At 69.5% G+C, this 24,214-nt stretch carries 18 protein-coding genes and 1 pseudogene; 13 read left to right on the top strand and 6 right to left on the bottom strand.

Going from position 1 to position 24,214, the window contains the following annotated elements; genetic code table 11:
• Positions 1 to 409 precede the first annotated feature (409 nt).
• The 3 genes and pseudogenes from acs to EAO72_RS28060 all read right to left on the bottom strand — a co-directional run bounded on the left by acs (position 410) and on the right by EAO72_RS28060 (position 5,830).
• Complete coding sequence (acs, locus tag EAO72_RS28050; RefSeq protein WP_148019953.1) at positions 410 to 2,377, bottom strand: acetate--CoA ligase; 1,968 nt, start codon at positions 2,375 to 2,377, stop codon at positions 410 to 412.
• 211 nt (positions 2,378 to 2,588) lie between these two features.
• Positions 2,589 to 2,843, bottom strand: a pseudogene (locus tag EAO72_RS44160) (hypothetical protein); the annotation flags it as partial.
• A 44-nt stretch (positions 2,844 to 2,887) separates the two neighbouring features.
• Positions 2,888 to 5,830, bottom strand: coding sequence for a bifunctional SulP family inorganic anion transporter/carbonic anhydrase (locus EAO72_RS28060; RefSeq protein ID WP_187285244.1), 2,943 nt, complete (start codon positions 5,828 to 5,830; stop codon positions 2,888 to 2,890).
• A gap of 284 nt (positions 5,831 to 6,114) precedes the next feature.
• On the opposite strand from EAO72_RS28060, the gene EAO72_RS28065 reads away from it, so the two are divergent.
• Complete coding sequence (locus tag EAO72_RS28065) at positions 6,115 to 7,416, top strand: polysaccharide deacetylase family protein (RefSeq protein ID WP_148019955.1); 1,302 nt, start codon at positions 6,115 to 6,117, stop codon at positions 7,414 to 7,416.
• 530 nt (positions 7,417 to 7,946) lie between these two features.
• Here EAO72_RS28065 and EAO72_RS28070 read toward each other — a convergent pair.
• Complete coding sequence (locus EAO72_RS28070; protein WP_148019956.1) at positions 7,947 to 8,945, bottom strand: ATP-binding protein; 999 nt, start codon at positions 8,943 to 8,945, stop codon at positions 7,947 to 7,949.
• 102 nt (positions 8,946 to 9,047) lie between these two features.
• Here EAO72_RS28070 and EAO72_RS28075 point away from each other — a divergent pair, with 102 nt between their 5' ends.
• Complete coding sequence (locus EAO72_RS28075) at positions 9,048 to 9,872, top strand: Fic family protein (protein ID WP_148019957.1); 825 nt, start codon at positions 9,048 to 9,050, stop codon at positions 9,870 to 9,872.
• Between the two features lie 484 nt (positions 9,873 to 10,356).
• On the opposite strand, the gene EAO72_RS28080 is transcribed toward EAO72_RS28075, so the two are convergent.
• Positions 10,357 to 11,205 (bottom strand): HAD family hydrolase, encoded by an 849-nt coding sequence (locus tag EAO72_RS28080; RefSeq protein WP_148019958.1) that lies wholly within the window; start codon positions 11,203 to 11,205, stop codon positions 10,357 to 10,359.
• A gap of 567 nt (positions 11,206 to 11,772) precedes the next feature.
• Between EAO72_RS28080 and ssd the strand changes: the two genes are divergently transcribed.
• The 7 genes from ssd (at position 11,773) to EAO72_RS28115 (ending at position 16,825) form a co-directional block, all read left to right on the top strand.
• A complete protein-coding gene (gene ssd / locus EAO72_RS28085) occupies positions 11,773 to 12,834 on the top strand; it encodes a septum site-determining protein Ssd (protein WP_187285245.1) in 1,062 nt (353 codons plus the stop codon).
• Positions 12,831 to 13,979: a TadA family conjugal transfer-associated ATPase gene (locus tag EAO72_RS28090; RefSeq protein ID WP_148019959.1), complete on the top strand. Its 1,149-nt coding sequence runs from the start codon at positions 12,831 to 12,833 to the stop codon at positions 13,977 to 13,979. Before ssd ends, EAO72_RS28090 begins: the two co-directional genes overlap by 4 nt.
• Positions 13,976 to 14,854 carry a type II secretion system F family protein gene (locus EAO72_RS28095; protein WP_148019960.1) on the top strand — a complete coding sequence of 293 codons (879 nt, stop codon included), beginning with the start codon at positions 13,976 to 13,978 and terminating at the stop codon, positions 14,852 to 14,854. The genes EAO72_RS28090 and EAO72_RS28095 overlap by 4 nt, the downstream gene beginning before the upstream one ends.
• A complete protein-coding gene (locus EAO72_RS28100; RefSeq protein WP_187285246.1) occupies positions 14,851 to 15,696 on the top strand; it encodes a type II secretion system F family protein in 846 nt (281 codons plus the stop codon). Before EAO72_RS28095 ends, EAO72_RS28100 begins: the two co-directional genes overlap by 4 nt.
• 64 nt (positions 15,697 to 15,760) lie before the next feature.
• Positions 15,761 to 15,967, top strand: a complete 207-nt coding sequence (locus EAO72_RS28105) for a DUF4244 domain-containing protein (RefSeq protein ID WP_261991656.1) — start codon at positions 15,761 to 15,763, stop codon at positions 15,965 to 15,967.
• A gap of 109 nt (positions 15,968 to 16,076) precedes the next feature.
• Positions 16,077 to 16,406 (top strand): TadE family type IV pilus minor pilin, encoded by a 330-nt coding sequence (locus tag EAO72_RS28110; protein WP_148022083.1) that lies wholly within the window; start codon positions 16,077 to 16,079, stop codon positions 16,404 to 16,406.
• An 11-nt stretch (positions 16,407 to 16,417) separates the two neighbouring features.
• Positions 16,418 to 16,825: an Rv3654c family TadE-like protein gene (locus EAO72_RS28115; RefSeq protein ID WP_148019962.1), complete on the top strand. Its 408-nt coding sequence runs from the start codon at positions 16,418 to 16,420 to the stop codon at positions 16,823 to 16,825.
• On the opposite strand, the gene EAO72_RS28120 is transcribed toward EAO72_RS28115, so the two are convergent.
• Entirely contained in the window at positions 16,728 to 19,244 is a 2,517-nt protein-coding gene (locus EAO72_RS28120) for a DEAD/DEAH box helicase (RefSeq protein WP_148019963.1), read from the bottom strand. The genes EAO72_RS28115 and EAO72_RS28120 overlap by 98 nt on opposite strands.
• Before the next feature lie 78 nt (positions 19,245 to 19,322).
• Here EAO72_RS28120 and EAO72_RS28125 point away from each other — a divergent pair, with 78 nt between their 5' ends.
• From EAO72_RS28125 to EAO72_RS28140, 4 genes are all read left to right on the top strand, one after another.
• A complete protein-coding gene (locus EAO72_RS28125) occupies positions 19,323 to 19,676 on the top strand; it encodes an STAS domain-containing protein (RefSeq protein ID WP_003967428.1) in 354 nt (117 codons plus the stop codon).
• Positions 19,677 to 20,109: 433 nt separating this feature from the next.
• A complete protein-coding gene (locus tag EAO72_RS28130; RefSeq protein WP_148019964.1) occupies positions 20,110 to 20,583 on the top strand; it encodes an ATP-binding protein in 474 nt (157 codons plus the stop codon).
• 285 nt (positions 20,584 to 20,868) lie between these two features.
• Positions 20,869 to 23,304, top strand: a complete 2,436-nt coding sequence (locus tag EAO72_RS28135) for a sodium-translocating pyrophosphatase (protein ID WP_148019965.1) — start codon at positions 20,869 to 20,871, stop codon at positions 23,302 to 23,304.
• A 278-nt stretch (positions 23,305 to 23,582) separates the two neighbouring features.
• Positions 23,583 to 24,209, top strand: a complete 627-nt coding sequence (locus tag EAO72_RS28140; protein ID WP_148019966.1) for a small secreted protein — start codon at positions 23,583 to 23,585, stop codon at positions 24,207 to 24,209.
• The last annotated feature ends 5 nt before the right edge of the window (positions 24,210 to 24,214 follow it).

The raw sequence follows: 24,214 nt of genomic DNA on the forward strand, positions 1-24,214 counted from the left end.
CCCTCAGTGGCCCCGGCCCCCTGAGCAGCGCACGCCCGAAGGGCATCCGGCTGACGCGCCGGATGCCCTTCGGGCGTTTAGGGTGGCGATCACCGGTTACCGCCCCGCACACCCTGTGGAGATTTCTTATCGTTTTATTGATCAGCTGCCACTGTACCCGGGGTGTGCGGGGCGGTAACCGGTGATCGCCACCCTAAACGCCCGAAGGGCATCCGGCGCGTCAGCCGGATGCCCTTCGGGCGTGCGCTGCTCAGGGGGCCGGGGCCACTGAGGGCGGCCCGGGGTCCGGGGCCGCCAGGGCCCCTTGGGGCCGGAGGCCTGGTCCCCTTTGGCCGGAGATCCGGCCCCCTTGGTCCGTAGGCCTGGTCCTTTGGTCTGGAGGTCCCGTCCCTTGGCCCGAAGCCCGGTCTCAGTCCTCGGAGGAGGACTGCGGCAGCTGGGTCTGGATGAGGTCCATGACCGAGGAGTCGGTCAGTGTGGTGACGTCACCCAGGGCGCGGTTCTCGGCGACGTCGCGGAGGAGGCGTCGCATGATCTTGCCGGAGCGGGTCTTGGGAAGTTCGGCGACCGGCATGATCCGCTTGGGCTTGGCGATCGGGCCGAGGGTGGTGCCGACGTGGTTGCGGAGTTCCGCGACGAGGTCCTCGGAGGCAGTGGCGGTGCCGCGCAGGATGACGAACGCGACGATGGCCTGGCCGGTCGTCTCGTCGGCGGCGCCGACGACGGCGGCCTCGGCGACTGCCGGGTGCGACACCAGCGCGGATTCGACCTCGGTGGTCGAGATGTTGTGCCCGGACACGAGCATGACGTCATCGACGCGGCCCAGCAGCCAGATGTCGCCGTCCTCGTCCTTCTTCGCGCCGTSGCCCGCGAAGTACTTGCCCTCGAAGCGGGACCAGTAGGTGTCGAGGAACCGCTGGTCGTCGCGCCAGATGGTGCGCAGCATGGAGGGCCACGGCTCGGTGAGGACGAGGTAGCCGCCTCCGCCGTCCGGAACCTCACGCGCCTCGTCGTCGACGACGGTGGCGGAGATCCCCGGCAGGGCGCGCTGGGCGCTGCCGGGCTTGGTCTCGGTGACGCCGGGCAGTGGCGAGATCATCATCGCGCCGGTCTCGGTCTGCCACCAGGTGTCCACGATGGGGCACTTGTCGGCGCCGATGTGCTTGCGGTACCACATCCACGCCTCCGGGTTGATCGGCTCACCGACCGAGCCCAGGACCCGGAGACTGCTCAGGTCGAACTTGGCGGGGATGTCGTCTCCCCACTTCATGAACGTGCGGATCGCGGTCGGTGCGGTGTAGAGGATCGTGACGCCGTACTTCTGGACGATCTCCCAGAAACGCCCCTGGTGCGGGGTGTCCGGCGTGCCCTCGTACATGACCTGCGTCGCACCGTTGGCCAGGGGCCCGTAGACGATGTACGAGTGGCCGGTGACCCAGCCGATGTCGGCGGTGCACCAGTAGACGTCGGTTGCCGGCTTGAGGTCGAAGACCGCGTGGTGCGTGTACGCGGCCTGGGTGAGATAGCCGCCGGAGGTGTGCAGGATGCCCTTGGGCTTCCCGGTGGTGCCCGACGTGTAGAGGATGAACAGCGGCTGCTCGGCCTTGAACGCCTCGGGGGTGTGCTCGGTGGACTGGCGGGCGGTGATCTCGTGCCACCAGACGTCGCGTCCCTCGGTCCACGCGGTGTCCTGGCCGGTGCGGCGGACGACGAGGACGTGCTCGACGCTCTCGATACGGGAGACGGCGTCGTCGACCGCGGGCTTGAGCGCGGAGGGCTTGCCACGGCGGTAGCCGCCGTCGGAGGTGATGACGACCTTCGCGTCCGCGTCCTGGATGCGGGCGGCGATGGCGTCGGCGGAGAACCCGCCGAAGACGACCGAGTGCGCGGCACCGATGCGGGCGCAGGCCAGCATCGCGACGGCGGCCTCGGGGATCATCGGCAGGTAGACGGCGACCCGGTCGCCCTTGCCGACACCGAGCTCGGTCAGCGCGTTCGCTGCGCGGGAGACCTCGTCCTTCAGCTCCGCGTAGGTGATGGCACGGCTGTCGCCGGGCTCGCCCTCGAAGTGGATGGCGACTCGGTCGCCGTTGCCCGCCTCGACGTGGCGGTCCACGCAGTTGTACGCGACGTTGAGCTCGCCGTCCGCGAACCACTTCGCGAAGGGCGGGTTGCTCCAGTCGAGCGTCTCGGTCGGCTCGGTGGCCCAGGTCAGGCGGCGGGCCTGCTCGGCCCAGAAGCCCAGCCGGTCCGCCTCGGCCTGCTCGTACGCCTTTGCTGTGACGTTGGCGTTCGCGGCCAGATCGGCAGGCGGTGCGAACCGCCGCTCCTCACGAAGCAGATTGGCCAAGCTTTCGTTGCTCACGACATCTCCCAGTCCCAGGGTGTCCGTTGTGTCCCGGGGCCTAGCTCATCAGGCCAGGGGCCGGGTGACAAGTGCCTGCCGGAAATTGGTTTAGACCTGTGTCTTCGTGTATGGAGACATGATCCCGCTTCCGCGGCGGGTGGTGGTGCACGTCGTGCGTGTGCGGGGTGCTGGTGTGCGGAAGCGGGACCACAAGGTCTCACGGACTAGGGGGCTGTGTGGTTCAGGCGCCCGTACGTGCCAACTCGACCGGATCAGTCGGCGCATGCGCAGGCGAGGGAGCAGACGAAGGCGACGCGGAAGGTGAGAGGGGCGGGGATGAACGAGACGGACTGACCGGGGCGAAGACCTCGTCGAGTCCGTTGCCGGCACTCGCGCCCTCGGTCAGCAGATACGACTGTGCCTCGGCCACGTGGAAGTACATGCCATGGAGCTGGAGGGTGCCCTCGGCGAGGCGGCGTGCCACGGGCGGGTGGGCGGAAGCGGGACCACAAGGTCTCACGGACTAGGGGGCTGTGTGGTTCAGGCGCCCGTACGTGCCAACTCGACCGGATCAGTCGGCGCATGCGCAGGCGAGGGAGCAGACGAAGGCGACGCGGAAGGTGAGAGGGGCGGGGATGAACGAGACGGACTGACCGGGGCGAAGACCTCGTCGAGTCCGTTGCCGGCACTCGCGCCCTCGGTCAGCAGATACGACTGTGCCTCGGCCACGTGGAAGTACATGCCATGGAGCTGGAGGGTGCCCTCGGCGAGGCGGCGTGCCACGGGCGGGTGGGCCCGTAGATGGTCCAGCTGCTGGACGATGTTGGTGAGGCAGAGCTGCTCCACGGCATCCGCGGGCATCCGGCCGGAGATCCGGGCCCAGGCCCGGTCGCGCGAGGCCATCCGCTCCAGGCTGGGGACTCCGTGCCGGAGCCAGCGCCAGAGAGCCGTCTCGGAACCTTCCGGCCTGGTACCGAGCAGTGCGTTCATCGCACCGCAGCCGGAGTGCCCGCAGATGGTGATGGACTCGACCCCCAGTACGTCCACCGCGTACTCGATGGCCGCGCCTACCGAATGATCGCCGGTCTCGGAGTCGGACGGCGGGACGAGATTGCCGATATTGCGGACGGTGAACAGATCGCCGGGTCCGCTTGCCGTGATCATGCTCGTAACGAGTCGGGAGTCCGCGCAGGTGATGAACAACTGAGAGGGGCGCTGCCCCTCCCTGGCCAGTCTCGCCAGCTCCTCTCGTACGAGCGGGGCCGTGTTGCGCTGGAACGAGCTGAGGCCGCTGACCAGCCGTTGGCTTCCGGCCGAAAGCGGTCGTGCGGACCGATGATCCGGTGCGAAGCGGCCGGCGTGATCAGTTGAGGGGTGGGTGTCTTCCTCCGCGTGCCCGAGTGCTTCCGGGGCGAGGAGGGGACCGGGCCGCGTCCCGCCCGTGTCCGGTGCGTGGTGATCCGGCCACGGGAGTGGCGATGTTGCTTCTGCTACTTCGGCCGTGGGGTGGTCGGGAAGTGCCTTGGCTCCGGTCGTCACCGCAGTCGCAGCGGCAGTGGCAGTCGCAGTCGCAGGCACAGCCGTAGTTACCGACGCCGGTCCCGGCGTGCCCGGCGCGCTTGTCTCCGTGCCCGCGCTGGCGTGTGCGCGACCACCCGCGGTGGTGACGGGCACGTGCTCGGGTCCGTCGTGGCAGTGGTGGTTGCGCCAGGGCGTCCAGGGGCGGCAGCAGGAGTGCGCCGCAGAGGCGGGCTCGGCGATTCTGCCCCCGGAACGGCCGGTGAAGGCGACCCGGCCGCCGTGGGCGGCATGAGCGTTGCTCCAGTCATGGATCAGTTCGTACGCCGCGTGATCCATGAAGAAGCCGTCCAACTCGACGACCACGTCAGCATCCTGGGGCAGCTGGCCCAGCGCTCTGCTGAGCCGGGGCACCGCAAGGAACGTCAACTGCCCTCGCACCACCACCAGATGCTGCCCATCATGGTGGGACGCGGTAATCCGTGTCCGGGCCAGCCGGTGCAGTGCGACGGCCACCGCCACGGCGATCCCGATCGCCACACCCTTGAGTACGCCGAAGAGCAGCACACCGGTGATCGTCGCGCCGTACACCAGGAATTCCCGATGCCTGTGGACGTTGCGGATGTGCGCGAAGTTCACCATCTGGATGCCGACCACCATCACGAGCGCACCGAGAGCGGCGAGCGGGATCCATTCCAGGGCGGTGACCAGGAACCCGGTGGCGAGCAGGACCCAGACGCCGTGCAGCACCGTGGACGCGCGGCCGGTCGCTCCGGCCCGTACGTTCGCCGAACTGCGCACCGCGCCACCGGAGACCGCCAGGCCGCCGAGCAGACCGGAGACGGTGTTGGCGATGCCCTGAGCGCGGAGCTCGCGGTCGAGATCGGAGCGTCTGACCGGGGGCGCCGCCGCAGCAGGGGCCCCATCCGGGGCATCGGCCGCAGGTTCGCCGGTCCGGATGGCTTCGCTATCGGGCGGGAGGTCACCGGTCCGGACATTGTCGCTCCTGACGGAGAGTTCGCCGGTCCGGTTGTCGTCGCTGCCGGCGGCAGGGCCGGCCGACTGCTCGCGGCTGCGGTCCGCAGCCAGCTTGTCCACTGCGACGGCGGCGAGCAGGGATTCCAGACTGGCCACCAGCATCATCGTGAATACGGCTGTGGCGAGGCCGAGCAGCGGTCCCTGAGGCATTTCCGGCAGGGCGTGCGAGCGCCAGGACGGCAGGTCGACCCGGGCGATCGAAGGGGCTGCGAGAGCGGCCACCGCCGTCGCCATGGCGACGGCGGCCAGGGCTGCCGGGACCCGCCGCATGTTCCGTCCGGCGCGACCCGGGATTCGAGTCCAGAGCACCAGGACGGCGATGGTGAGCCCGCCGATCAATGGTGCCGCCGGGCCCGACCGCTCCAACTGGGCGGGCAGGTGCAAGGCGTTGGAGACAGCCGAGCTCTGCGGCGAGCCGCCGAGCACGATGTGCAGCTGGGCGAGCGCGATCGCCACACCGATGCCGGCGAGTGTCCCGTGGACGATGGCGGGGCTGACGGCCAGTGCGCTGCGCGCGGTCCGCAGCGAGCCCAGCACGATCTGAAGAAGGCCTGCGCCGATGGTGATCGCACAGGTGGTGCGCCAGCCGTAGATCTGGATCAACTCGGCTGTTACCACGGTCAGTCCGGCGGACGGCCCGGAGACCTGCAGAGGGGTCCCGCCGAGCAGGCCGGCGACGATGCCGCCGACCGCGGCGGAGATGAGGCCCGCTTCCAGTGGTGCGTCCATGGCGACGGCCAGGCCGAGCGACATGGGGACGGCCAGCAGGAAGACCGTGATCGATGCGGACAGGTCGGCGCCCGCGATGCGGAATCGTCCGCCGCGGTGCGGCGGTGGCGGGCTGTGCGGTCGCTTGACTCCCGAGGATCGGGGAGGGCGCGAACTGCGGGATGAGTGGTCATGACGAGTGGGGACGCAGGCAGACATGTTTCCCGTCTCCTCCGGGGCAGCGCGGTCGCGGAACGTGGGGACGCGGCCGTGGGTCACGGCGTGCAGCGGCGGGATATCTCAACTCTCGGTAAACAGATCGTAATGGAGAGTAAAGATCCGTGTCCAGGATTAAGGGCAAATGGGCTATTGAAGCACCCGTTCCAGTGAATAGGCAGCTTTTCATGCGGCCTGTCGCCCGAATTTGTGTGCAGTGCGTGCAAGTTTGGCCGCGCCGTCTCGGCACTTCAGCGCAAGTTACCTGCAAGGAAGAGGGTGGGCGGATGATGGCCGCCGCGAAGAGGTTCGCCTTGGGTGTCATGGCCGTTGCGCTGGTCGCGGGAGCGGCGGGCTGCTCCGGGGCAGGATCCGGCCCGAGCAGCTCCGGACCCGGTGCCGTGAACGGCGCCGCGGGGGCGAAGAAGAAGGCGGCCGAAGCGGCCCCCCGGAGCGCGGTCCGTGTGATCGGTGACGGGTCGACCGCTTTCACGGGGGCCCAGCCGAAGCAGCCGGCCGTGCAGCGACTGATGCCCGGTCAGAAGCCGCCGCAGTTCGTGGTGTTCTCCTGGGACGGGGCAGGGGAGGACAGTCAGCGGCTCTTCTCGCACTTTCGCGAGGTGGGGAAGAAGTACCACGCGAGCATGACGTACTTCCTCAGCGGCGTGTACCTGCTGCCGGAGGCCAAGCGTGAGCTCTACGACCCGCCCAAGCACAACGCGGGCAGCTCCGACATCGGCTTCAACGACACCGAAGGCATCAGGGACACCCTGGACCAGGTCCGCGGTGCCTGGCTCGACGGCAACGAGATCGGCACCCACTTCAACGGTCACTTCTGCGGCAAGGACGGTGGCGTCGGCACCTGGTCGGTTGACGAGTGGAAGAGCGAGATCCGACAGGCCAAGTCGTTCGTGAAGGGCTGGAAGAGCAACGATCCGGAGCTCAAGGGCGAGAAGTCCCTGCCCTTCGACTATGACAAGGAGCTGATCGGCGGCCGGACTCCCTGCCTGGAGGGGCAGAAGAACATGGTCGCGGCGGCACGCTCGATGGGCTTCCGCTACGACTCCAGCGGAGTCAACGACCAGGTCTGGCCGAAGAAGAAGGACGGCATCTGGGACCTCTCGATGCAGCTCGTCCCGGTGCCGGGACGCGAGTTCGAAACCCTGTCGATGGACTACAACTTCATGTTCAACCAGTCCGGCACGACCCAGGGTGATCCGGATCAGCACGAGTACTGGGGCGACCAGATGCGCGACGGGCTGCTCCAGGCCTTCGACCGCTCCTACGACGGGAATCGTGCCCCGCTGATCATCGGCAACCACTTCGAGTCCTGGAACGGTGGCACGTATATGCGTGCCATTGAGGAGACGATCGAGTCGGTGTGCACCAAGGAGGGTGTGCGCTGCGTGTCCTTCAGGCAGCTTGCGGACTGGCTGGACGCGCAGGATCCGGCCACGCTCGCCAAGCTCGGCACGCTGAAGGTCGGCAAGGCGCCGAAGACCGGATGGGCATCGTTCCTCGGCGAGGGACGGGGCCAGGCTGAGGCGAAGGAGCCTGTCGGGTCCGCGGGGAAGCAGGCCGACCGATAGGGCCTCTCCGTTTGGCTCACGCCGGGCTCGCGGGATCCGGCACGCGCTCCCCGAGGTCTCGGCTTCTCTCGACCAGGGGACACCCTCCGGCATTGTCGTCGGTCACCCCATGCTCGGCAGTGGCTCCCTCCTCCGCCTTGCGCCGCATGCACCGACCCCCTCAACCGGCCTGATCCAAACGAAAGGCCCCAGACCGCCCACGGAGAGCCGGCCCTACTCCGGCCCGTCACCGGGGCCGCCTTCCTCCGGCCCGTCACCGGGGCCGGCTGCTGGATGCCGTTCGACTGCCGGGCCCACCGACGGCGATGCGACGGCGGTCCGGCGGCCGACCCGGGTCCTGGGCCTGAACTGGGTACGGTCGGGCCCAGGACCCGTCCCGAGTGGCGTCCGCTTCAGGGCCCGCACCGTGTGCGTTCCAGGGGCGGTCGTGGTGCGTTCGTTTCAGGGGACAGTGGTGGGTGGTCCGCTCCAGGGGGCCCAAGGGTTGTCTCTGCGGGCCGGGAGAGGACGGGTCCTGGAACGGCAGCCGGTCAGGCAGGCTGGGGGGTGGCCTCGGCTCGCGCGAAGCGCTCGTCGAGTACGAACGCGGGGTCGACCTGGGCCGCCAGATCGGCCCCCGTCTTCTCGTTGCCCCAGCTTTCCGCGTTGCGCAGGTGGAAGTGGACCATCTGGCGCGTGTACCGCTCCCAGTCGCGTTGCCCGTACGAGTCCTCAGCGGCGTTCTGCAAGGCCTGAAGGGCCATCCGGTTGTCCGCCTCCAGCAGCTCGAAGCGGGCAGGGCGGCCCTTCTCCATGGCTCGCACCCAGTCGGAATGGCCGATGGTGACCAACAGATCCTCGCCGACCTCGGCGCGCAGGAACTCCAGGTCGTCCTCGCCCTGCACCTTGTTCCCGACCACCTTCAGCGCGACGCCGAAGTCCTGTGCGTATTCCTTGTACTGGCGGTAGACCGAGACGCCCTTGCGGGTCGGCTCGGCAACCAGGAACGTCATGTCGAAGCGGGTGAACATTCCGGAGGCGAAGGAGTCCGAACCGGCGGTCATGTCGACCACCACGTACTCCTCGGGGCCGTCAACGAGGTGGTTGAGGCAGAGTTCGACCGCGCCGACCTTTGAGTGGTAGCAGGCCACCCCCAGGTCCGATTCGGTGAACGGCCCCGTGACCATCAGCCGGATGTCCCCGTCATCGAGCCCGACCGTGCGGGCACAGGCGTCGTAGACGGGGTTGTCCTCGCACACCCGAAGCAACCGGGAGCCCTCGCCCGGCGGTGTCGTCTTGATCATCGTCTCGGCGGAGGCGATGCGGGGATTGCTGCCCCGCAGATAGTCCTTGATCAGTGGCAGCTGCGCTCCCATGGCGGGCAGCGCCGCCGCTTCTTGTTCGTCGAGGCCGAGTGCGGCCCCGAGATGCTGGTTGATGTCGGCGTCCACCGCGACGACGGGAGCTTCATTGGCGGCAAGGTGGCGGATGAAGAGCGAGGACAGCGTGGTCTTGCCGCTGCCGCCCTTCCCTACGAAAGCGATCTTCATGTTCACCTAGGGTAGCGGCACGATCGCGGTCCGCTGTCACAGTTCGTGAAGAACGCCACGCCGAGGCGGTGGTTGTGCAAGGGGCGCGTAGCCTCGCTACTTATGAGTACGACTTCCTCGGACCCGCTCGCCGCTCTGGGCTCCCTGCCAGGGGTCACCGATGCGGTGGACTCTGTACGCAAGGCCGTCGACCGGGTCTACGGGCACCGTGTCATGCGGCGTCGCAGCAACGAGGTGACCGCCGAAGCGGCCCTGCGGGGCGCCCGGGGATCGGCTGCGCTCTCGGGTGCCGACTGGAACCTCGAGGAGGTGCGTCGCCGTACCGACTTCCGTGGCGACGGTGAGGCGCACGTAATCGGTGCGGCCCTGCGCCTGACGGCTGAAGCAGGCCAACTCCTTTCCATCTGGCGGCAGTCGCCTCTGCGGGTTCTTGCCCGACTTCACCTGGTGGCAGCGGGTGGCGCGACGCCTGAGGACGCGGTCGGGCGGCCCCGGCTGGCGGACGAGCCGGTGGATGAGCCTCTGATCGAGGCGCCCCTGCCGGGCGCCGACGAGGTCGCGGGGCGCCTCGAAGGGCTCAGTGGGCTCATCCTTTCGGGGAGTGCGGCGCCCGCTCTGGTGACGGCCGCCGTCGTGCACGGCGAGCTGCTGGCGCTGCGCCCCTTCGGTTCGTACAACGGCCTGGTCGCACGGACTGCCGAACGGATCGTGCTGATCGGGAGCGGGCTCGACCCGAAGTCGATCTGCCCGGCCGAGGTCGGTCACGCCGAGCAGGGGAGGGCCGCTTACGTCGCTGCCTTCCAGGGATACCTGGCTGGCACCCCGGAAGGTATGGCCGCCTGGATCACGCACTGCGGGCGGTCCGTGGAACTCGGTGTCCGGGAATCGACGGCCGTATGCGAGGCGCTTCAACGGGGAGCCGCTTAAGCGCCACGTGGCTGGCGCGGAGTGGTGATGTGGGGGCCCTGCGGCGGTCGCCTCTGGGTGATGGCGATCGGCTGTGTGGGGGGCGCTTCGCCGGTACGCCTCGCCTCGCACGGTGACGGGCCGCTTGACGTCCGGTGATCTTGGCGCCGGATGATCCTTACGCCCGGTGGGCAAAGGGTGCGGCGGTACCGAATTCGGTACCGCCGCTGGCATGTCCGCCCAGTTACCAAGCGTCCTCGATATATGCCCATCAGGTCGGGTACTTTGCCCGCTCCTGGTGCGGCTGGCCCGTAATCGACGGGTCGACGTCGCGTGGGTGCCCGGCTTTCATGCGCGGTCCGTGGGGCCTTCTCTGCGTTACAGGTCATCCTCGCGGATGTCCTTGGTCTCGCGGGCCGTTGAGTCCTTTGTACTCCAGGGGCCGGGTGAGCGGAAGTGCTGGCTGTACTTCTTTACTTTTACGTTCAATTACGGACGAGTTGGTTCAAACGGGCAGGCCGGGTGCAGTGGTGGCGCGACGCCGGGCGGTGTACCAGACGATCCCGGCGGTGAGGGCTGCCGCGCCCACTGCGGCAGCGGCCATCAGCGCCGGCCGTGGCGGCATCGAGAGTGTGGGCAGGCGTTGCTTGAGCCGGACCGGGCGGTCGAAGACGAGAATCGGCCACTCCCTCAGGGTTGCCTCGCGCCGCAGCGCGCGATCAGGGTTGACGGCGTGCGGGTGACCGACGGATTCCAGCATGGGTACATCGGTGGCTGAGTCGCTGTATGCGTAGCAACGGGCGAGGTCGTAGCCCTCGGACACGGCGAGAGCCCTGATGGCCTCGGCCTTCGTCGGTCCGTACGCGTAGTACTCCACCTCGCCGGTGAAGCATCCGTCGTCGCCGACGACCATGCGGGTGGCGACGACGCGGTCGGCGCCCAGGAGTTCACCGATCGGTTCCACCACCTCGGCCCCGGACGTCGACACGATGACCACATCGCGTCCGGCGGTGTGATGTTCCTCGATGAGGGTCGCTGCTTCGTCGTAGATGATCGGGTCGATCAGGTCGTGCAGCGTCTCGGCGACAATTTCCTTCACCTGCTGCACGTTCCAGCCCTTGCAGAGTGATGAGAGATATTCACGCATCCGCTCCATCTGGTCGTGGTCTGCACCCCCGGCGAGGAACACGAACTGTGCGTACGCAGTGCGCAGTACGGCGCGGCGGTTGATCAGTCCGCCTTGGTAGAAGGACTTACTGAAGGTCAGCGTCGACGACTTCGCAATGACCGTCTTGTCCAGGTCAAAGAAGGCGGCTGTGCGAGGCAAGAAGCGGTTTTCCACAAGGCAGAGCATAGGGGCCCACCATTCGGCGTAAACTCCGGCGCGTGGGTTTGCCTGAGAAGGCTCTCGGGTACACCATGGAAGTCACGGATCGTTCGCGACCGTGCTAACCCGGTCCGACTCCTCCCCCCCCCCGAGTCGGCCGTGGGGACGACCCCCGCTCTCCCCCCCGGCGGGGGTCGTCGCATGTCCGGACGCGGTTCTGCCGCTCGGAATCACACATTTCTCCTCCCCTTCGGCCTTCATGGCCTGTGTCCGCGGATGACTCCGATCAGCATGCATGGTCACAGTGCGTAACTGTAGTGCTGCTCTGGGAAGTCGCCGGTTTGGGTGACGGAGTTATTCACAGCGGCCGCGTTGTCCACAGTTCTTGAGCAAGATCCACACGATTTTCCGAAGCGCTGCACCGTGATTCCACCCGTGAAGTCCACGGGTTCCGGAATCACCGTTCTCGGAGGGCTCCGGGATCGCCGCGAACCGCGGTGAAGGTGAGTGAAGAAGGGGGCGGAGATCGTGGCTGAATCCAGTGCACGGGATCGTGCGCCGGCTGGCGAGGCCCGACGGGGCGGACCGCTGATTGTGACCGAGGATGTGGAACTGCTCGACGATCTGCTGAGGCTGTGCGCAGCCGCTGGAGCGGAGCCCGAGGTTCATCACACGATGCCCGACCGCAGAGGGGGATGGGAGCAGGCTCCCATGGTCCTCGTGGGGGACGACGCGGCGGCGCGGTGCCGCGGGGCGGCCCGCAGGCGGGGGGTGATGCTCGTCGGCCGGGATCAGGACGCTCCCGACGTGTGGCGCAGGGCCGTGGAGATCGGGGCCGAGTACGTGCTGCGCCTGCCCGATTCGGAGAACTGGCTGGTCGACCAGATCGCCAACGCGGCTGAGGGGGTCGGCCGGCCCGCGCTGACCGTCGGGGTGATCGGCGGCAGGGGTGGTTCCGGCGCGTCAACGCTGGCCTGTGCGCTGGCGGTGACCGCGGCGAGGTCCGGGCGGCGGACGATGCTGATCGACGGCGATCCCCTGGGCGGCGGGATCGATGTGCTGCTCGGCGGTGAGCGGGCCGAGGGGATGAGGTGGCCTGATTTCGTTCATTCCAAGGGGCGGGTCGGTGGCGGCGCGCTGGAGGAGTCGTTGCCCGCCCTGCACGGACTGCGGGTGCTCAGCTGGGGCCGTGACGACTGGGTGGTCATCCCGCCGCAGGCCATGCAAGCGGTGCTGGGCGCCGCACGCCGGCTCGGCGGAGTGGTGGTCGTGGATCTGCCGCGGCGGGTCGACGAGGCCGTGGCCGAGGCGCTGGCGCAGCTGGACCTCGGGCTTCTCGTGGTGCCCGGGGAGCTGCGGGCGGTCGCTGCGGCGAAACGGGTGGCATCGATGGCCGGAATGGTTCTGGAGGACCTCCGCGTGGTGGCGCGAGGGCCGTACGCCTCCGGACTCGACGACCAGTGGGTGGCGCATGCCATGGGGTTGCCGCTCGTTGGTGAACTCCCTTTGGAGCCGGGTCTGCTGGCCGAGCAGGACATGGGAGCGCCCCCCGGAGGAAGTCCCCGCGGGCCGCTGGCCAGGTTTTGTACGGCCTTCTGGGACCGGGCCCTTGCGGGAGAAGTGGCCGGAGGCCAGTTCATGGGGGGCGCGTCATGAGCGAGACGTTGCTCGACGCGGTAAGGCAACGGCTGGCGCAGAGCGGTGCGGCGCCGACTCCGGCTGGGGTGGCGGCCGCGCTGAGGGCGCAGGGGAGGTTGCTCGGGGACGCAGAAGTCCTGGGAGCGGCTGATGAGTTGCGTGGAGAGCTGATCGGGAGCGGCGTTCTGGAGCCGCTGCTCGCCGATCCGGCGGTCACGGATGTGCTGGTGTCCGCGCCCGACCGGGTGTGGGTGGACCGGGGCCGCGGGCTCGAACTCACCGCGGTGACCTTTGTGGACGCTGCGGCGGTCCGCAGGCTGGCGCAGCGGCTGGCGGCCGTCGCGGGGCGGCGTCTGGACGATGCCAGGCCCTGGGTGGACGCCCGGCTCCCGGACGGGACCCGGATGCATGCCGTGCTGCCGCCGGTCTCGGTCGGATCGACCTGTCTGTCGCTGCGCGTGGTCAGGCCGAAGGCCTTCTCCCTGGGGGAGCTGGTCGCGGCGGGGACGGTACCGCCAGGTGGCGACCGAGTGTTGCGGGCCCTGGTGGAGGCCCGGGTCTCGTACCTGATCAGTGGTGGGACGGGGGCAGGAAAGACGACGCTCCTGTCCAGCATGCTCGGCGCGGTGGGGGAGCGGGAGCGCATCGTGCTCGCGGAGGACTCGGCCGAGCTCCGGCCTGACCACCCACACGTGGTGCGTCTGGAATCGCGCCCTGCGAATCAGGAGGGTGCCGGGCGGGTGACCCTTCGGGACCTGGTGCGTCAGGCCCTTCGTATGCGCCCCGACAGGCTGGTCGTCGGAGAAGTGCGAGGTGCCGAGGTCACCGAGCTGCTCGCGGCCCTCAACACGGGGCACGAGGGCGGCTGCGGAACTGTTCACGCGAATGCAGCCGAGCACGTACCGGCCCGGCTGGAGGCGCTGGGGACCGCCGCCGGCCTGGACCGGACGGCGTTGCACAGTCAGCTGGCGGCGGCGTTGTCGGTGGTGGTCCATCTCGTGCGGGACCGGACAGGCCTGCGGAGGATCTCCGAGATCCACGTGTTGGAACGCAATGCGGTGGGGCTGGTGGTGACCGTTCCGGCCCTGCGGTGGGGAGCCGCCCGTTTCGGGCGGGAGCGGGGCTGGGACCGGCTGCGGTCGCTGATCGGGGACGCACGGTGAGCGGCACGGGGGTGGGGGCGCCGGAGGCGGTCCATGCGGCCGCGCTGTGTGCGGGGGCGGCGGCCGGACTCGTGGTGGCGGGGCGGAGCCAAGGGCACCGGAGAGCCCGTGTGCTGTTCGGTCCCGGGACGGTGCGGTCGCCGCTTCGGAAGGGCTGGGCGAACGGCCGGATCCGGTGGGGAACGTGGCTGCGGGGGCGGCGGGAGTGGCTGTGTCTGCCGGTCGCTCTGGTGCTGGCCGTCCTCGGCGAGTCCGTGCTGCCGGTGATCGCAGGGGTGGTCGCGGCCCCCGTCGTGAGGCGATGGCTGGGAAGAAGGGAGGTGCGCAAGGAGCGGGAGCGCCGGGCCGACGGGGTGGTGGACCTGTGTGGCGCGGTGGTGGGCGAGTTGAGGGCCGGGCATGAACCGGGGCAGGCGCTGCTTGTCGCGGCCCATGCCGCGGCGGCACTGGGCGCGGCAGGGCCCGGGGTGTCGGCCGCGGCGCGCTTCGGCGGCGATGTTCCCCGAGCCCTGGGGCAGGCGGCGGGTGAGCCGGGCCTGGAGGGCCTCGCGGGAGTGGCGGCTTGCTGGCGGGTGGCAGTGGACGGCGGTGCAGGGCTCGCCGCCGGTCTGGACCGGCTGGAAGGTGCGTTACGGGCCGAGCGGCGGCAGCGCGAGGAACTGAGGGCGCAGTTGGCCGGTCCGTGGTCGACGGTTGTCGTGCTGGCACTGCTGCCGGTGCTGGGCGTGGGGCTGGGGACGGCGCTCGGAGCGGATCCACTGGCGGTGTTGCTGCACAGCCCCGTTGGGCTGGGCTGCCTGGTGGTGGGCACATCGATGGAAGCGGCCGGGCTTGTCTGGGCGACTCGGATCGTCCGCAAGGGAGAGGCGGCATGAGCGCCGTGGTGGGTGAGGTGGTCCACAGGGTGGGGGTGGCGGGGCTGGTGCTGGGCGTGTGTGTCCAGCCTGCTCTCGCTCTGGCCCGGCACCGGACAGGGCAGCGGGTGCGCCGGCGCGGTCTGACGCTGCTGGCCGTGGATTCTGCCGCTCCGGCGGCCCTGAGTGGGCGTGCGGGCCGGCTGGGCAGGCATCCGGGGCGGATGCGGTGGCCGGTCTCCGGCGCCGATGCCAGGCAGTGGGCAGCCGTGCTGGGCGCTGTTCTGGCGGGCTGGTTTCTGGTGGGTGGCCCCGCAGGGTGGGCGGTTGGCCTGGCAGTGGCCTGCGGTACCTGGAGATGGCAACGGGTGCGGCTCGGGCAGGCACCTCGAGCTGCTGCCGAGGCGGCGGCGACAGCAGCGGAGTCGATGCGTCAGCTTCCGCTGGCGGCCGATCTGCTGGCGTCCTGTATCTCTGCGGGCGCCGGTCCGCGCGAGGCGGCCGAGGCGGTCGGGGAATCGTTGGGCGGTCCGGTCGGCGAGCAACTGGCGCGTACGGCAGCGGAAATCCGGCTCGGTGGTGATCCTGCCGTCGCCTGGGGGAGGTTCGGGGCGATACCGGGAGCTGCCGCCCTGGCGCGCTGCCTGGAGCGGGCCGGGTCAACCGGCGCTCCTGCGGCGGAGTCGGTGGCCCGGCTGGCCGGGGCCATGAGGGCCGAGCGGACGAGCGCGGCGGTGGCGCGGGCCCAGCGGGCGGCCGTACTGATCACCGCGCCTCTCGGGCTCTGCTTCCTGCCCGCCTTTCTGACTGTGGGCGTGGCGCCTGTGGTGATCGGGCTGGCGGGTGGGCTGCTGCGGCCTTGATGGCCCAAAGGCCCTGCAGTAGGGCAATTTCCCAACAAATATCGGTTAATCGGGGGTTGAAGTGATGCGAGTGATGCGGACCATCATGTACTGGGTGCGAACCGTGGCGCGCAGAGTTCAGGCGGACACCGGCATGACGACGTCGGAATACGCGGTCGGAACGATTGCGGCCTGTGCCTTTGCCGCGGTGCTCTACAAGGTGGTCACCAGTGCGCCGGTCATGGCACAGATGCAGTCGCTGCTCAAGGACGCGCTCGATGCGAAGTTCTGAGGGCGGAGCCGGAGCGGTACAGGACGACGGGACAGGGGAGAGGGCCGGGCGGGAGAGACCCTCCCGGGACGGAGCCGGGACGGCCGGGCGGTGGGGTGACCGGGGCGCGGTGACGGCGGAGGCGGCCATGGCGATTCCGGTGATGGTGATCTTCGCTCTCGCCCTCTTGTGGGCGCTGATGGCCGCCTCGGGCCAGATCCGGTGTGTGGACGCGGCGCGGGCCGGTGCGAGGGCGGCAGCCCGCTCCGAACCGGAGGCGCAGGTGAGGGAGGCCGCCCTGTCAGCGGCGCCCGAGCGGGCACGGGTCGAGGTGGAGCGGGCCGGACAGCTGTGGCGGGTCATCGTGACCGCACCGGCTCCGGGCCCCGGGCCGCTGGCCGTGACACTGAGCGCGGAAGCTGCGGCGGCGGCCGAGGACGGGGCGGGGGCCGGGGTCTGAGCCGGCTGCGTATGTGCGGGAGGCCGCGGGATCAAGGGCTGGCGACCGTCTGGGCTGCGGTGACCACGGCTACGTTGTGTGTCGTCTTCGCCGTGGTGCTGGCTCTCGGACAGGTGGTCGTGGTCCGGCACCGGGCCGCGGGCGCGGCAGACCTGGCCGCGCTGGCCGCGGCGGACCGGGCTCTGGAGGGAGCCGCTGCCGCCTGCGGGGCGGCCCGGGACGTGGCGGCTGCGCAGGGGGCGGAAGTGGTGCGGTGCGCCGTCCAGGGGGAGATCGCCGATGTGACGGCCCGGGTGCGCCGGGGGCCGTACGCGCCCGAGGTCAGGTCCCGGGCGGGGCCGCCGACGGCGGCGCCCACGGGCCACCCGGCCCGTCCGGCTCCCCCGGGCCGGACGGGGCGGATCGGAGGAGTTCGGTGAGCAGGCGGACGGCGCCTCGTTTGTGCAGGGGTTCGTTGCCGTTGCCGCATTTCGGGGACTGGATGCACGACGGGCAGCCCGCTTCGCACTCGCAGGACGCGATCGCCTCGCGCGTGGCGGTCAGCCAGGCCCGGGCGGTGTGGAAGGCGCGTTCGGCGAAGCCGGCGCCGCCGGGGTGGCCGTCGTATACGAAGACGGTCGGCAGCAGGGTGTCCGGATGCAGCGGTACGGAGACCCCGCCGATGTCCCAGCGGTCGCAGGTGGCGAAGAGCGGCAGCATCCCGATCGACGCGTGCTCGGCGGCGTGCAGCGCGCCGCCGAGGATCTCCGGGTTGATCTGTGCGGCGTCGAGCTGGTCCTGGGTGACCGTCCACCACACGGCCCGGGTGCGCAGGGTACGGGGCGGAAGGTCCAGTTTGGTCTCGCCGAGCACCTCGCCGGTGATCAGTTTGCGACGGAGGAAGGAGACGACCTGGTTGGTCACTTCGACGGAGCCGTAGCAGAGCTTCCCGTCTCCCCAGGGGATCTCGGTGTCGGTGTCCAGGACGGCGATGGCCGTGGTGTCGCGTGCGGTCGTCGAGTACGGCGGCCCGGCCTCCTCGACCAGGGCGACCGAGTCCTCCAGGTCCAGTTTCCGGACCAGGTAGGTGCGGCCTTGGTGAAGGTGGACGGCGCCCTCGTGGACGGCCGTGTGCGCGGCTGACTCGTCGACGGTGCCCAGCAGCCTGCCGGTGCCCTCCTCGACGATCTGGACGGGGCGGCCGCCCTCGCCCCGGATGTCGGTGAGGTCGGCGGCCCGCTCGCGCCGGGTCCAGTGCCAGCCCGAGGCCCGTCTGCGGAGGAGCTTCGCGGCTTCCAGCTGCGGCAGAAGCCCGGCCACGGCGGGACCGAAGAGGGCCAGATCCGCTTCGGTGAGCGGTAGCTCTGCGGCGGCGGCGCACAGGTGGGGAGCCAGGACGTAGGGGTTGTCCGGGTCGAGGACGGTGGACTCCACGGGCTGCTGGAACAGCGCTTCGGGATGGTGGACCAGGAAGGTGTCCAGCGGGTCGTCGCGGGCCACCAGGATGGCGAGGGCGCCCTGGCCCGCCCGCCCGGCGCGGCCGGCCTGCTGCCACAGCGAAGCCCTGGTGCCCGGGTACCCGGCGATGACGACCGCGTCCAGGCCGGAGACGTCGATACCGAGCTCGAGGGCGGTCGTGGCGGCGAGGCCGAGCAGGCTGCCCGAGTGCAGTGCGCGCTCCAGGGCACGGCGTTCCTCGGGGAGGTAGCCCCCGCGGTAGGCGGCGACTCGGGAGGGCAGGGACCGGTCGACCTCGGCGAGGCGTTCCTTCGCGATGACGGAGATGAGCTCGGCGCCACGCCGCGAGCGTACGAACGCGACGGAGCGCACGCCCTGCACCGTCAGGTCGGTGAGCAGGTCGGCGGTCTCGGCCGTGGCCGTACGGCGCACCGGGGCGCCCTTCTCGCCCGACAGTTCGGTCAGGGGCGGCTCCCACAGGGCGAAGACCAGTTCGCCGCGCGGGGAGGCGTCGTCGGCCACCTCGGTGACCGTGAGGCCCGTGAGACGGCCGGCCGCGACCGAGGGCTCCGCAGCGGTGGCGGAGGCGAGGAGGAAGACCGGATCGGCGCCGTAGCGGGCGCACAGACGGCGGAGCCTGCGCACTACCTGGGCGACATGCGAGCCGAAGACACCCCGGTAGGTGTGGCACTCGTCGATGACGACGTAGCGCAGAGCACGCAGGAAGGAGGACCAGCGGGGGTGGGACGGGAGTATCCCGCGGTGCAGCATGTCGGGATTGGTGAGCACGTAGTTGGCGTACTGGCGCACCCATTCGCGTTCTTCGACCGGAGTGTCGCCGTCGTAGACAGCGGGGCGGATTCCGTTGCCCAGAGGGGCCGCCAGTTCCTTCACCGAGCGCCGCTGGTCGGCCGCCAGGGCCTTGGTGGGGGAGAGGTAGAGCGCGGTCGCTCCGCGGCCGTTGGGGGCTTCGGAGCCGTCCAGCAGGGCGCTGAGGACCGGGGCGAGGTAGGCCAGCGACTTTCCGGACGCCGTGCCGGTGGCGATCACGACCGATTCGCCGTCCAGGGCGTGCTCCGCCGCGGTGGCCTGATGGGCCCAGGGATGATCGATGCCGGCCTTCTGGATGGCGGCGATCACTTCCGGACGGATGCGATCGGGCCAGATGGCATGGGTTCCCGCGCGCGGGGGCAAGTGCTCCGTATGAGTGATGCGCGAGGACCGGCCCGCCGCAGCGGCGAGCCGGTCGAGGACCACGTCGGGAGAGGGGCGGGAGCCCCTGCTCCCGGGCGGTTCGCTGGGGCGGTGATTCTTGGCCATCGGCACCGAGTGTGTCACTGGCAGGACGGACAATGGTCCCAAGGCGTCGTGCATGGCTGCCCGTAAGTGATTGAATGCCATCGCGGCTGGCGATCCGTCCCCTGGCTCCGCCGGGGAGACCGAGGGGCGACCGCTCGATAGCAAGGTGCTGGAGGATCCGTGGACCTGTCCTTGTCGACTCGCAATGTGTCCGGCCCTGGTGGCGACCGTACGGTCGTCGAGGTCGGTGGCGAGATTGATGTGTATACCGCGCCCAAGCTGCGCGAGCAGTTGGTCGAGTTGGTGAATGACGGCAGCTACCACTTGGTTGTCGACATGGAAGGTGTCGACTTCCTCGACTCCACCGGCCTCGGCGTGCTCGTGGGCGGTTTGAAGCGTGTGCGGGCCCATGAGGGCTCGTTGCGCCTGGTGTGCAACCAGGAGCGCATTCTCAAGATTTTCCGGATCACCGGTCTGACCAAGGTGTTCCCCATCCACACCACGGTCGATGAGGCCGTGGCGGCAACCGACTGACGTCCCGTCCGCGGCCGGGCCGGCTCTGCGGTCGGTTCGGCGGTGGCGGTGCGACGGCATTTCCGTACCCGCGCGGCCTGGGTGGCGGGGGCCGTTCATCGGTGACCGGTGACCACCGGATCACCGTGTTCGGCACCCTTCCGTCACCCGTTCGGCGGTATCCGGCCGACCTTCATCGGTCAGCTGCCGGTCGGTCGTCACGCGATCGTCCGGCGGCCGGATCGGCGGCCGGATCGGCGGCCGGATCAGCGGTCCGGCGGAGGTCGGACCGCTGAACGGGTGTCGGCCAGTGTCCGTCGGCCGATCGGGCAGCGGCTTTCGCAGGCTGAGTTCAGCAGGCTGAACTCAGCAGGCTCAGCAGACAGAGCTCAGGAGTACCGGGCCGCGTGCCCGGCTCCTGGGGATGCACTTACGTACGTTCGAGGGGGATCGCATGGCCACCGTTGAACTCCGCTTCAGCGCCCAGCCCGAACACGTCAGAACGGCCCGCCTCGTGGCGGCTGCCGTGGCGCGCCGGGCCGGGGTCGACGAGGCAGTGCTCGACGAGGTCAGGCTCGCCGTGGGAGAGGCATGCAGCCGCGCGGTCGGGCTGCACCGCAGCCACGGCATCACGGCTCCCGTCACGGTCGTCCTGATCGAGGACGAGAAGTCCTTCTCCATCGAGGTCGGTGACGAGGTGCCCGGCCCGGGTGCCGACGGCTCCGTGCCCGGCGTCCCGGGGAGCCGCGACGCCGCGCCCGGCGTGGGACCGGATGAACCGGAACCGGAGGCCGACGGCGACGGTGAGGACGAGATGGGCCTGGCGGTCATCAGCGGTCTGGTCGACGACGTGGAGGTCAGGTCCGGTGCGGACGGCGGTGTGATCCGCATGAGCTGGCCGAAGACACCTGTCACCGTTCTTCCCTGAGACGGCTCGGGGTCCCGGGGTGGTTCGGCCACCCCGACGGCGTAGTCGGCCGTTCCCGATCCATTTTTCCGAGGCCCTGCTGAGCAGGGCCTTTTTTCGTTTGCGCTCCTTCGGCGATCTTCCAGCAATGCATCTGTCCCATTACTGCATTCGGTCCATACGGAGATCCCGATCAATTGCCGTTCGGTGGATGCAGGTCAATTACATTTACCGCGCACTGTTTTGATCGTGTTCCGCTCCCTACAATCCGTCCACGTCTTGAGCGCTGAGCGTCAAGGAGGACGTATGGCGGGGTTCGGCACCACACCACTGGCAGAACTGACGCAGTTTTCCGCACTTTCCGACCCACCCACCACTCTCGCGGCCGCGGTACTCACCGATGACAACCGCATCATCGTGATCGTCGTCGCGGTCGTCGCCGTCGCCGCACTGATCGTCGCCCAGCTGCTGGTACGGCAGGTGCTGGCGGCGGGTGAGGGCACCGAGCGCATGAAGGAGATCGCGGCCGCGGTCCAGGAGGGTGCGAACGCCTATCTGGCCCGGCAACTGCGTACGGTCGGTGTATTCGCCGTCGTGGTCTTCTTCCTGCTCCTGCTGCTTCCGGCCGACAACTGGTCGCAGCGCGCCGGCCGTTCGGTGTTCTTCCTGGTCGGTGCGCTTTTCTCGGCAGCCACCGGATACATCGGCATGAGGCTGGCCGTACGGAGCAATGTCCGGGTGGCGGCCGCCGCGCGTGAGGCGACCCCCGCGGAAGGCGAACCGGAAAAGGATCTCACTGCCGTTTCGCACAAAGCAATGAAGATCGCTTTCCGTACGGGCGGTGTGGTCGGCATGATCACCGTGGGACTGGGGCTCCTGGGCGCCTCCTGCGTGGTTCTCGTCTATGCCGCCGACGCGCCGAAGGTGCTGGAGGGCTTCGGGCTCGGTGCGGCGCTGATCGCGATGTTCATGAGGGTCGGCGGAGGCATCTTCACCAAGGCGGCCGATGTCGGTGCCGACCTGGTCGGCAAAGTGGAACAGGGCATCCCCGAGGACGACCCCCGCAACGCCGCCACCATCGCCGACAACGTGGGCGACAACGTCGGGGACTGCGCGGGCATGGCGGCCGATCTCTTCGAGTCGTACGCCGTCACGCTGGTCGCGGCCCTGATCCTGGGCAAGGCCGCCTTCGGCGACTCGGGCCTCGCCTTCCCTCTCATCGTGCCGGCGATCGGTGTGGTCACCGCGATGATCGGGATCTTCGCGGTCGCCCCACGCCGCACCGACCGCAGCGGGATGACTGCCATCAACCGCGGCTTCTTCATCTCCGCAGTCATCTCACTGGTACTGGTGGCCGTCGCGGTCTTCGTCTACCTGCCGTCCTCGTACGCGGAACTGGACGGAGTCACCGATGCGGCCATCACCTCGCACGGCGGGGACCCGCGGGTCTTCGCGCTGGTCGCCGTCGCCATCGGCATCGTGCTGGCAGCCCTGATCCAACAGCTGACCGGCTACTTCACCGAGACCAGCCGGCGCCCCGTCAGGGATATCGGCAAGTCCTCGCTGACCGGGCCGGCGACCGTGGTCCTCGCGGGTATCGCCATCGGCCTGGAATCGGCCGTCTACACCGCGCTGCTGATCGGGCTCGGCGTCTACGGAGCGTTCCTGCTGGGCGGTACGTCGATCATGCTGGCGCTCTTCGCGGTGGCGCTGGCCGGTACCGGCCTGCTCACCACCGTGGGTGTGATCGTCGCCATGGACACCTTCGGCCCGGTCTCCGACAACGCGCAGGGCATCGCCGAGATGTCCGGCGACGTCACCGGCGCCGGCGCGCAGGTCCTCACCGACCTGGACGCCGTGGGCAACACCACCAAGGCCATCACCAAGGGCATCGCCATCGCCACGGCGGTTCTGGCGGCAGCGGCGCTCTTCGGCTCCTACCGGGACGCGATCGCCACGGCGGTCGACGACGTCGGGGCCTCGGCCGGGGAACTGGGGCTGAGTCTGGACATCTCCCAGCCCAACAACCTGGTCGGTCTGATCCTCGGCGCCGCGGTGGTCTTCCTCTTCTCCGGACTGGCCATCAACGCGGTGTCCCGTTCGGCGGGCGCCGTGGTCTACGAGGTGCGACGGCAGTTCCGCGAGCACCCCGGGATCATGGACTACACGGAGAAACCGGAGTACGGGCGCGTCGTCGACATCTGCACCAAGGACGCGCTGCGCGAGCTGGCCACCCCCGGTCTGCTGGCGGTGCTGGCGCCGATCGCGGTCGGCTTCACCTTCGGTGTCGGGGCACTCGGCTCGTATCTGGCGGGCGCGATCGGCACGGGAACGCTGATGGCCGTCTTCCTCGCCAACTCCGGTGGCGCGTGGGACAACGCCAAGAAGCTCGTCGAGGACGGTCATCACGGCGGAAAGGGCAGTGACGCCCATGCCGCGACGGTCATCGGTGACACGGTCGGCGATCCGTTCAAGGACACGGCCGGGCCGGCGATCAACCCCCTGCTCAAGGTGATGAACCTGGTGGCGCTGCTCATCGCTCCCGCGGTGGTGCAGTTCAGCTACGGCGAGGACGCGAGCGCGGGGGTGCGGGCGGTGGTGGCCGTGCTGGCCATCGGGGTCATCGTCGGCGCCGTCTACGTCTCCAAGAGGAGGGGGATCACCGTGGGCGAGGACGGCGGTTCCGAGGGCGGTGACGGGGACGGTACGGCCAGGCCGGCCGATCCGGCAGCCGCTCAGTGAACCGGAATCGTCCGACGCACGCGGCCACGGGATGACGGCCGGTCAACAGTCGGGCGGGCGCGGCATCCTGATGTCGCGTCCGCCCCCTTCTCGCGCCGTAGGAGTGGTGGTTCGTGCAGGTGTTCCCGTGCTCGGGGGCTGTGTGGGTGAGTTGTATCTCCCTCATTTCCCTTGGTGCAAATGGCTGCAAAAGGCCATCCACCGGACGCCCGGCACCCGGATGGAGGCCGCTCGGCGTGTAAGTTCCGGGGCCGAGAGCCTTGGAAGGGACCAATCCGGTGAACAAGAAGCTAGCGGCCGCGCTGTCCGGCGGTGCGGTACTGGTACTTACGCTGTCGGGCTGCAGCGACGACAGCGAAAACAAGGTGAACGACTGGGCCAAGAAGGTCTGTGACCAGGTCCAGCCCCAGCTGCAGAAGATCGCGAACGCCAACGCCTCGATCCAGCAGCAGACCGCCGACAACAGCAAGCCCGCGGACGTCCAGGAGACCGACTCGGCCGCCTTCCAGCAGATCTCGCAGGCGTACAAGGCGCTGGGCACGGCTGTCGATTCGGCGGGTCCGCCGCCGGTCGACGACGGCGAGACGACGCAGAAGGAAGCCGTGAAGGAGCTCAACGCCTCCTCCGTGGCCTACGCGAATCTGCAGAAGAAGGTCGACGCCCTGAACACGAAGGACCAGGCGGAGTTCGCCGACGGCCTCAAGGGCATCGCCGACGAACTGAACAAGATCAGCACCAATGGCGACCAGGCGCTGAAGAAGCTTCAGTCCGGTGAGGTCGGTGAAGCGATGGCCAAGCAGAAGGGCTGCCAGAAGCCCACGGCCTCGGCCTCGCCTTCGGCCGGTGCCTCGAAGCAGTCCGCGCCGTCCAAGGAGGCGTCCGCCTCGCCCAGCAAGGAGTCCTAGCCGGG

It is taken from the genome of Streptomyces sp. OR43 (assembly GCF_008042275.1).
In the GTDB taxonomy this organism is placed as follows: Bacteria; Actinomycetota; Actinomycetes; order Streptomycetales; family Streptomycetaceae; genus Streptomyces.

Bases quoted from the DNA above. Each gene is read 5' to 3' on its own strand.
- EAO72_RS28060 (WP_187285244.1), bottom strand. From the start codon at position 5,830: ATGTCTGCCTGCGTCCCCACTCGTCATGACCACTCATCCCGCAGTTCG.
- EAO72_RS28065 (WP_148019955.1), top strand. From the start codon at position 6,115: ATGATGGCCGCCGCGAAGAGGTTCGCCTTGGGTGTCATGGCCGTTGCG.
- EAO72_RS28070 (WP_148019956.1), bottom strand. From the start codon at position 8,945: ATGAAGATCGCTTTCGTAGGGAAGGGCGGCAGCGGCAAGACCACGCTG.
- EAO72_RS28075 (WP_148019957.1), top strand. From the start codon at position 9,048: ATGAGTACGACTTCCTCGGACCCGCTCGCCGCTCTGGGCTCCCTGCCA.
- EAO72_RS28080 (WP_148019958.1), bottom strand. From the start codon at position 11,205: ATGCTCTGCCTTGTGGAAAACCGCTTCTTGCCTCGCACAGCCGCCTTC.
- EAO72_RS28090 (WP_148019959.1), top strand. From the start codon at position 12,831: ATGAGCGAGACGTTGCTCGACGCGGTAAGGCAACGGCTGGCGCAGAGC.
- EAO72_RS28100 (WP_187285246.1), top strand. From the start codon at position 14,851: ATGAGCGCCGTGGTGGGTGAGGTGGTCCACAGGGTGGGGGTGGCGGGG.
- EAO72_RS28105 (WP_261991656.1), top strand. From the start codon at position 15,761: ATGCGAGTGATGCGGACCATCATGTACTGGGTGCGAACCGTGGCGCGC.
- EAO72_RS28115 (WP_148019962.1), top strand. From the start codon at position 16,418: ATGTGCGGGAGGCCGCGGGATCAAGGGCTGGCGACCGTCTGGGCTGCG.
- EAO72_RS28120 (WP_148019963.1), bottom strand. From the start codon at position 19,244: ATGGCATTCAATCACTTACGGGCAGCCATGCACGACGCCTTGGGACCA.
- EAO72_RS28130 (WP_148019964.1), top strand. From the start codon at position 20,110: ATGGCCACCGTTGAACTCCGCTTCAGCGCCCAGCCCGAACACGTCAGA.
- EAO72_RS28135 (WP_148019965.1), top strand. From the start codon at position 20,869: ATGGCGGGGTTCGGCACCACACCACTGGCAGAACTGACGCAGTTTTCC.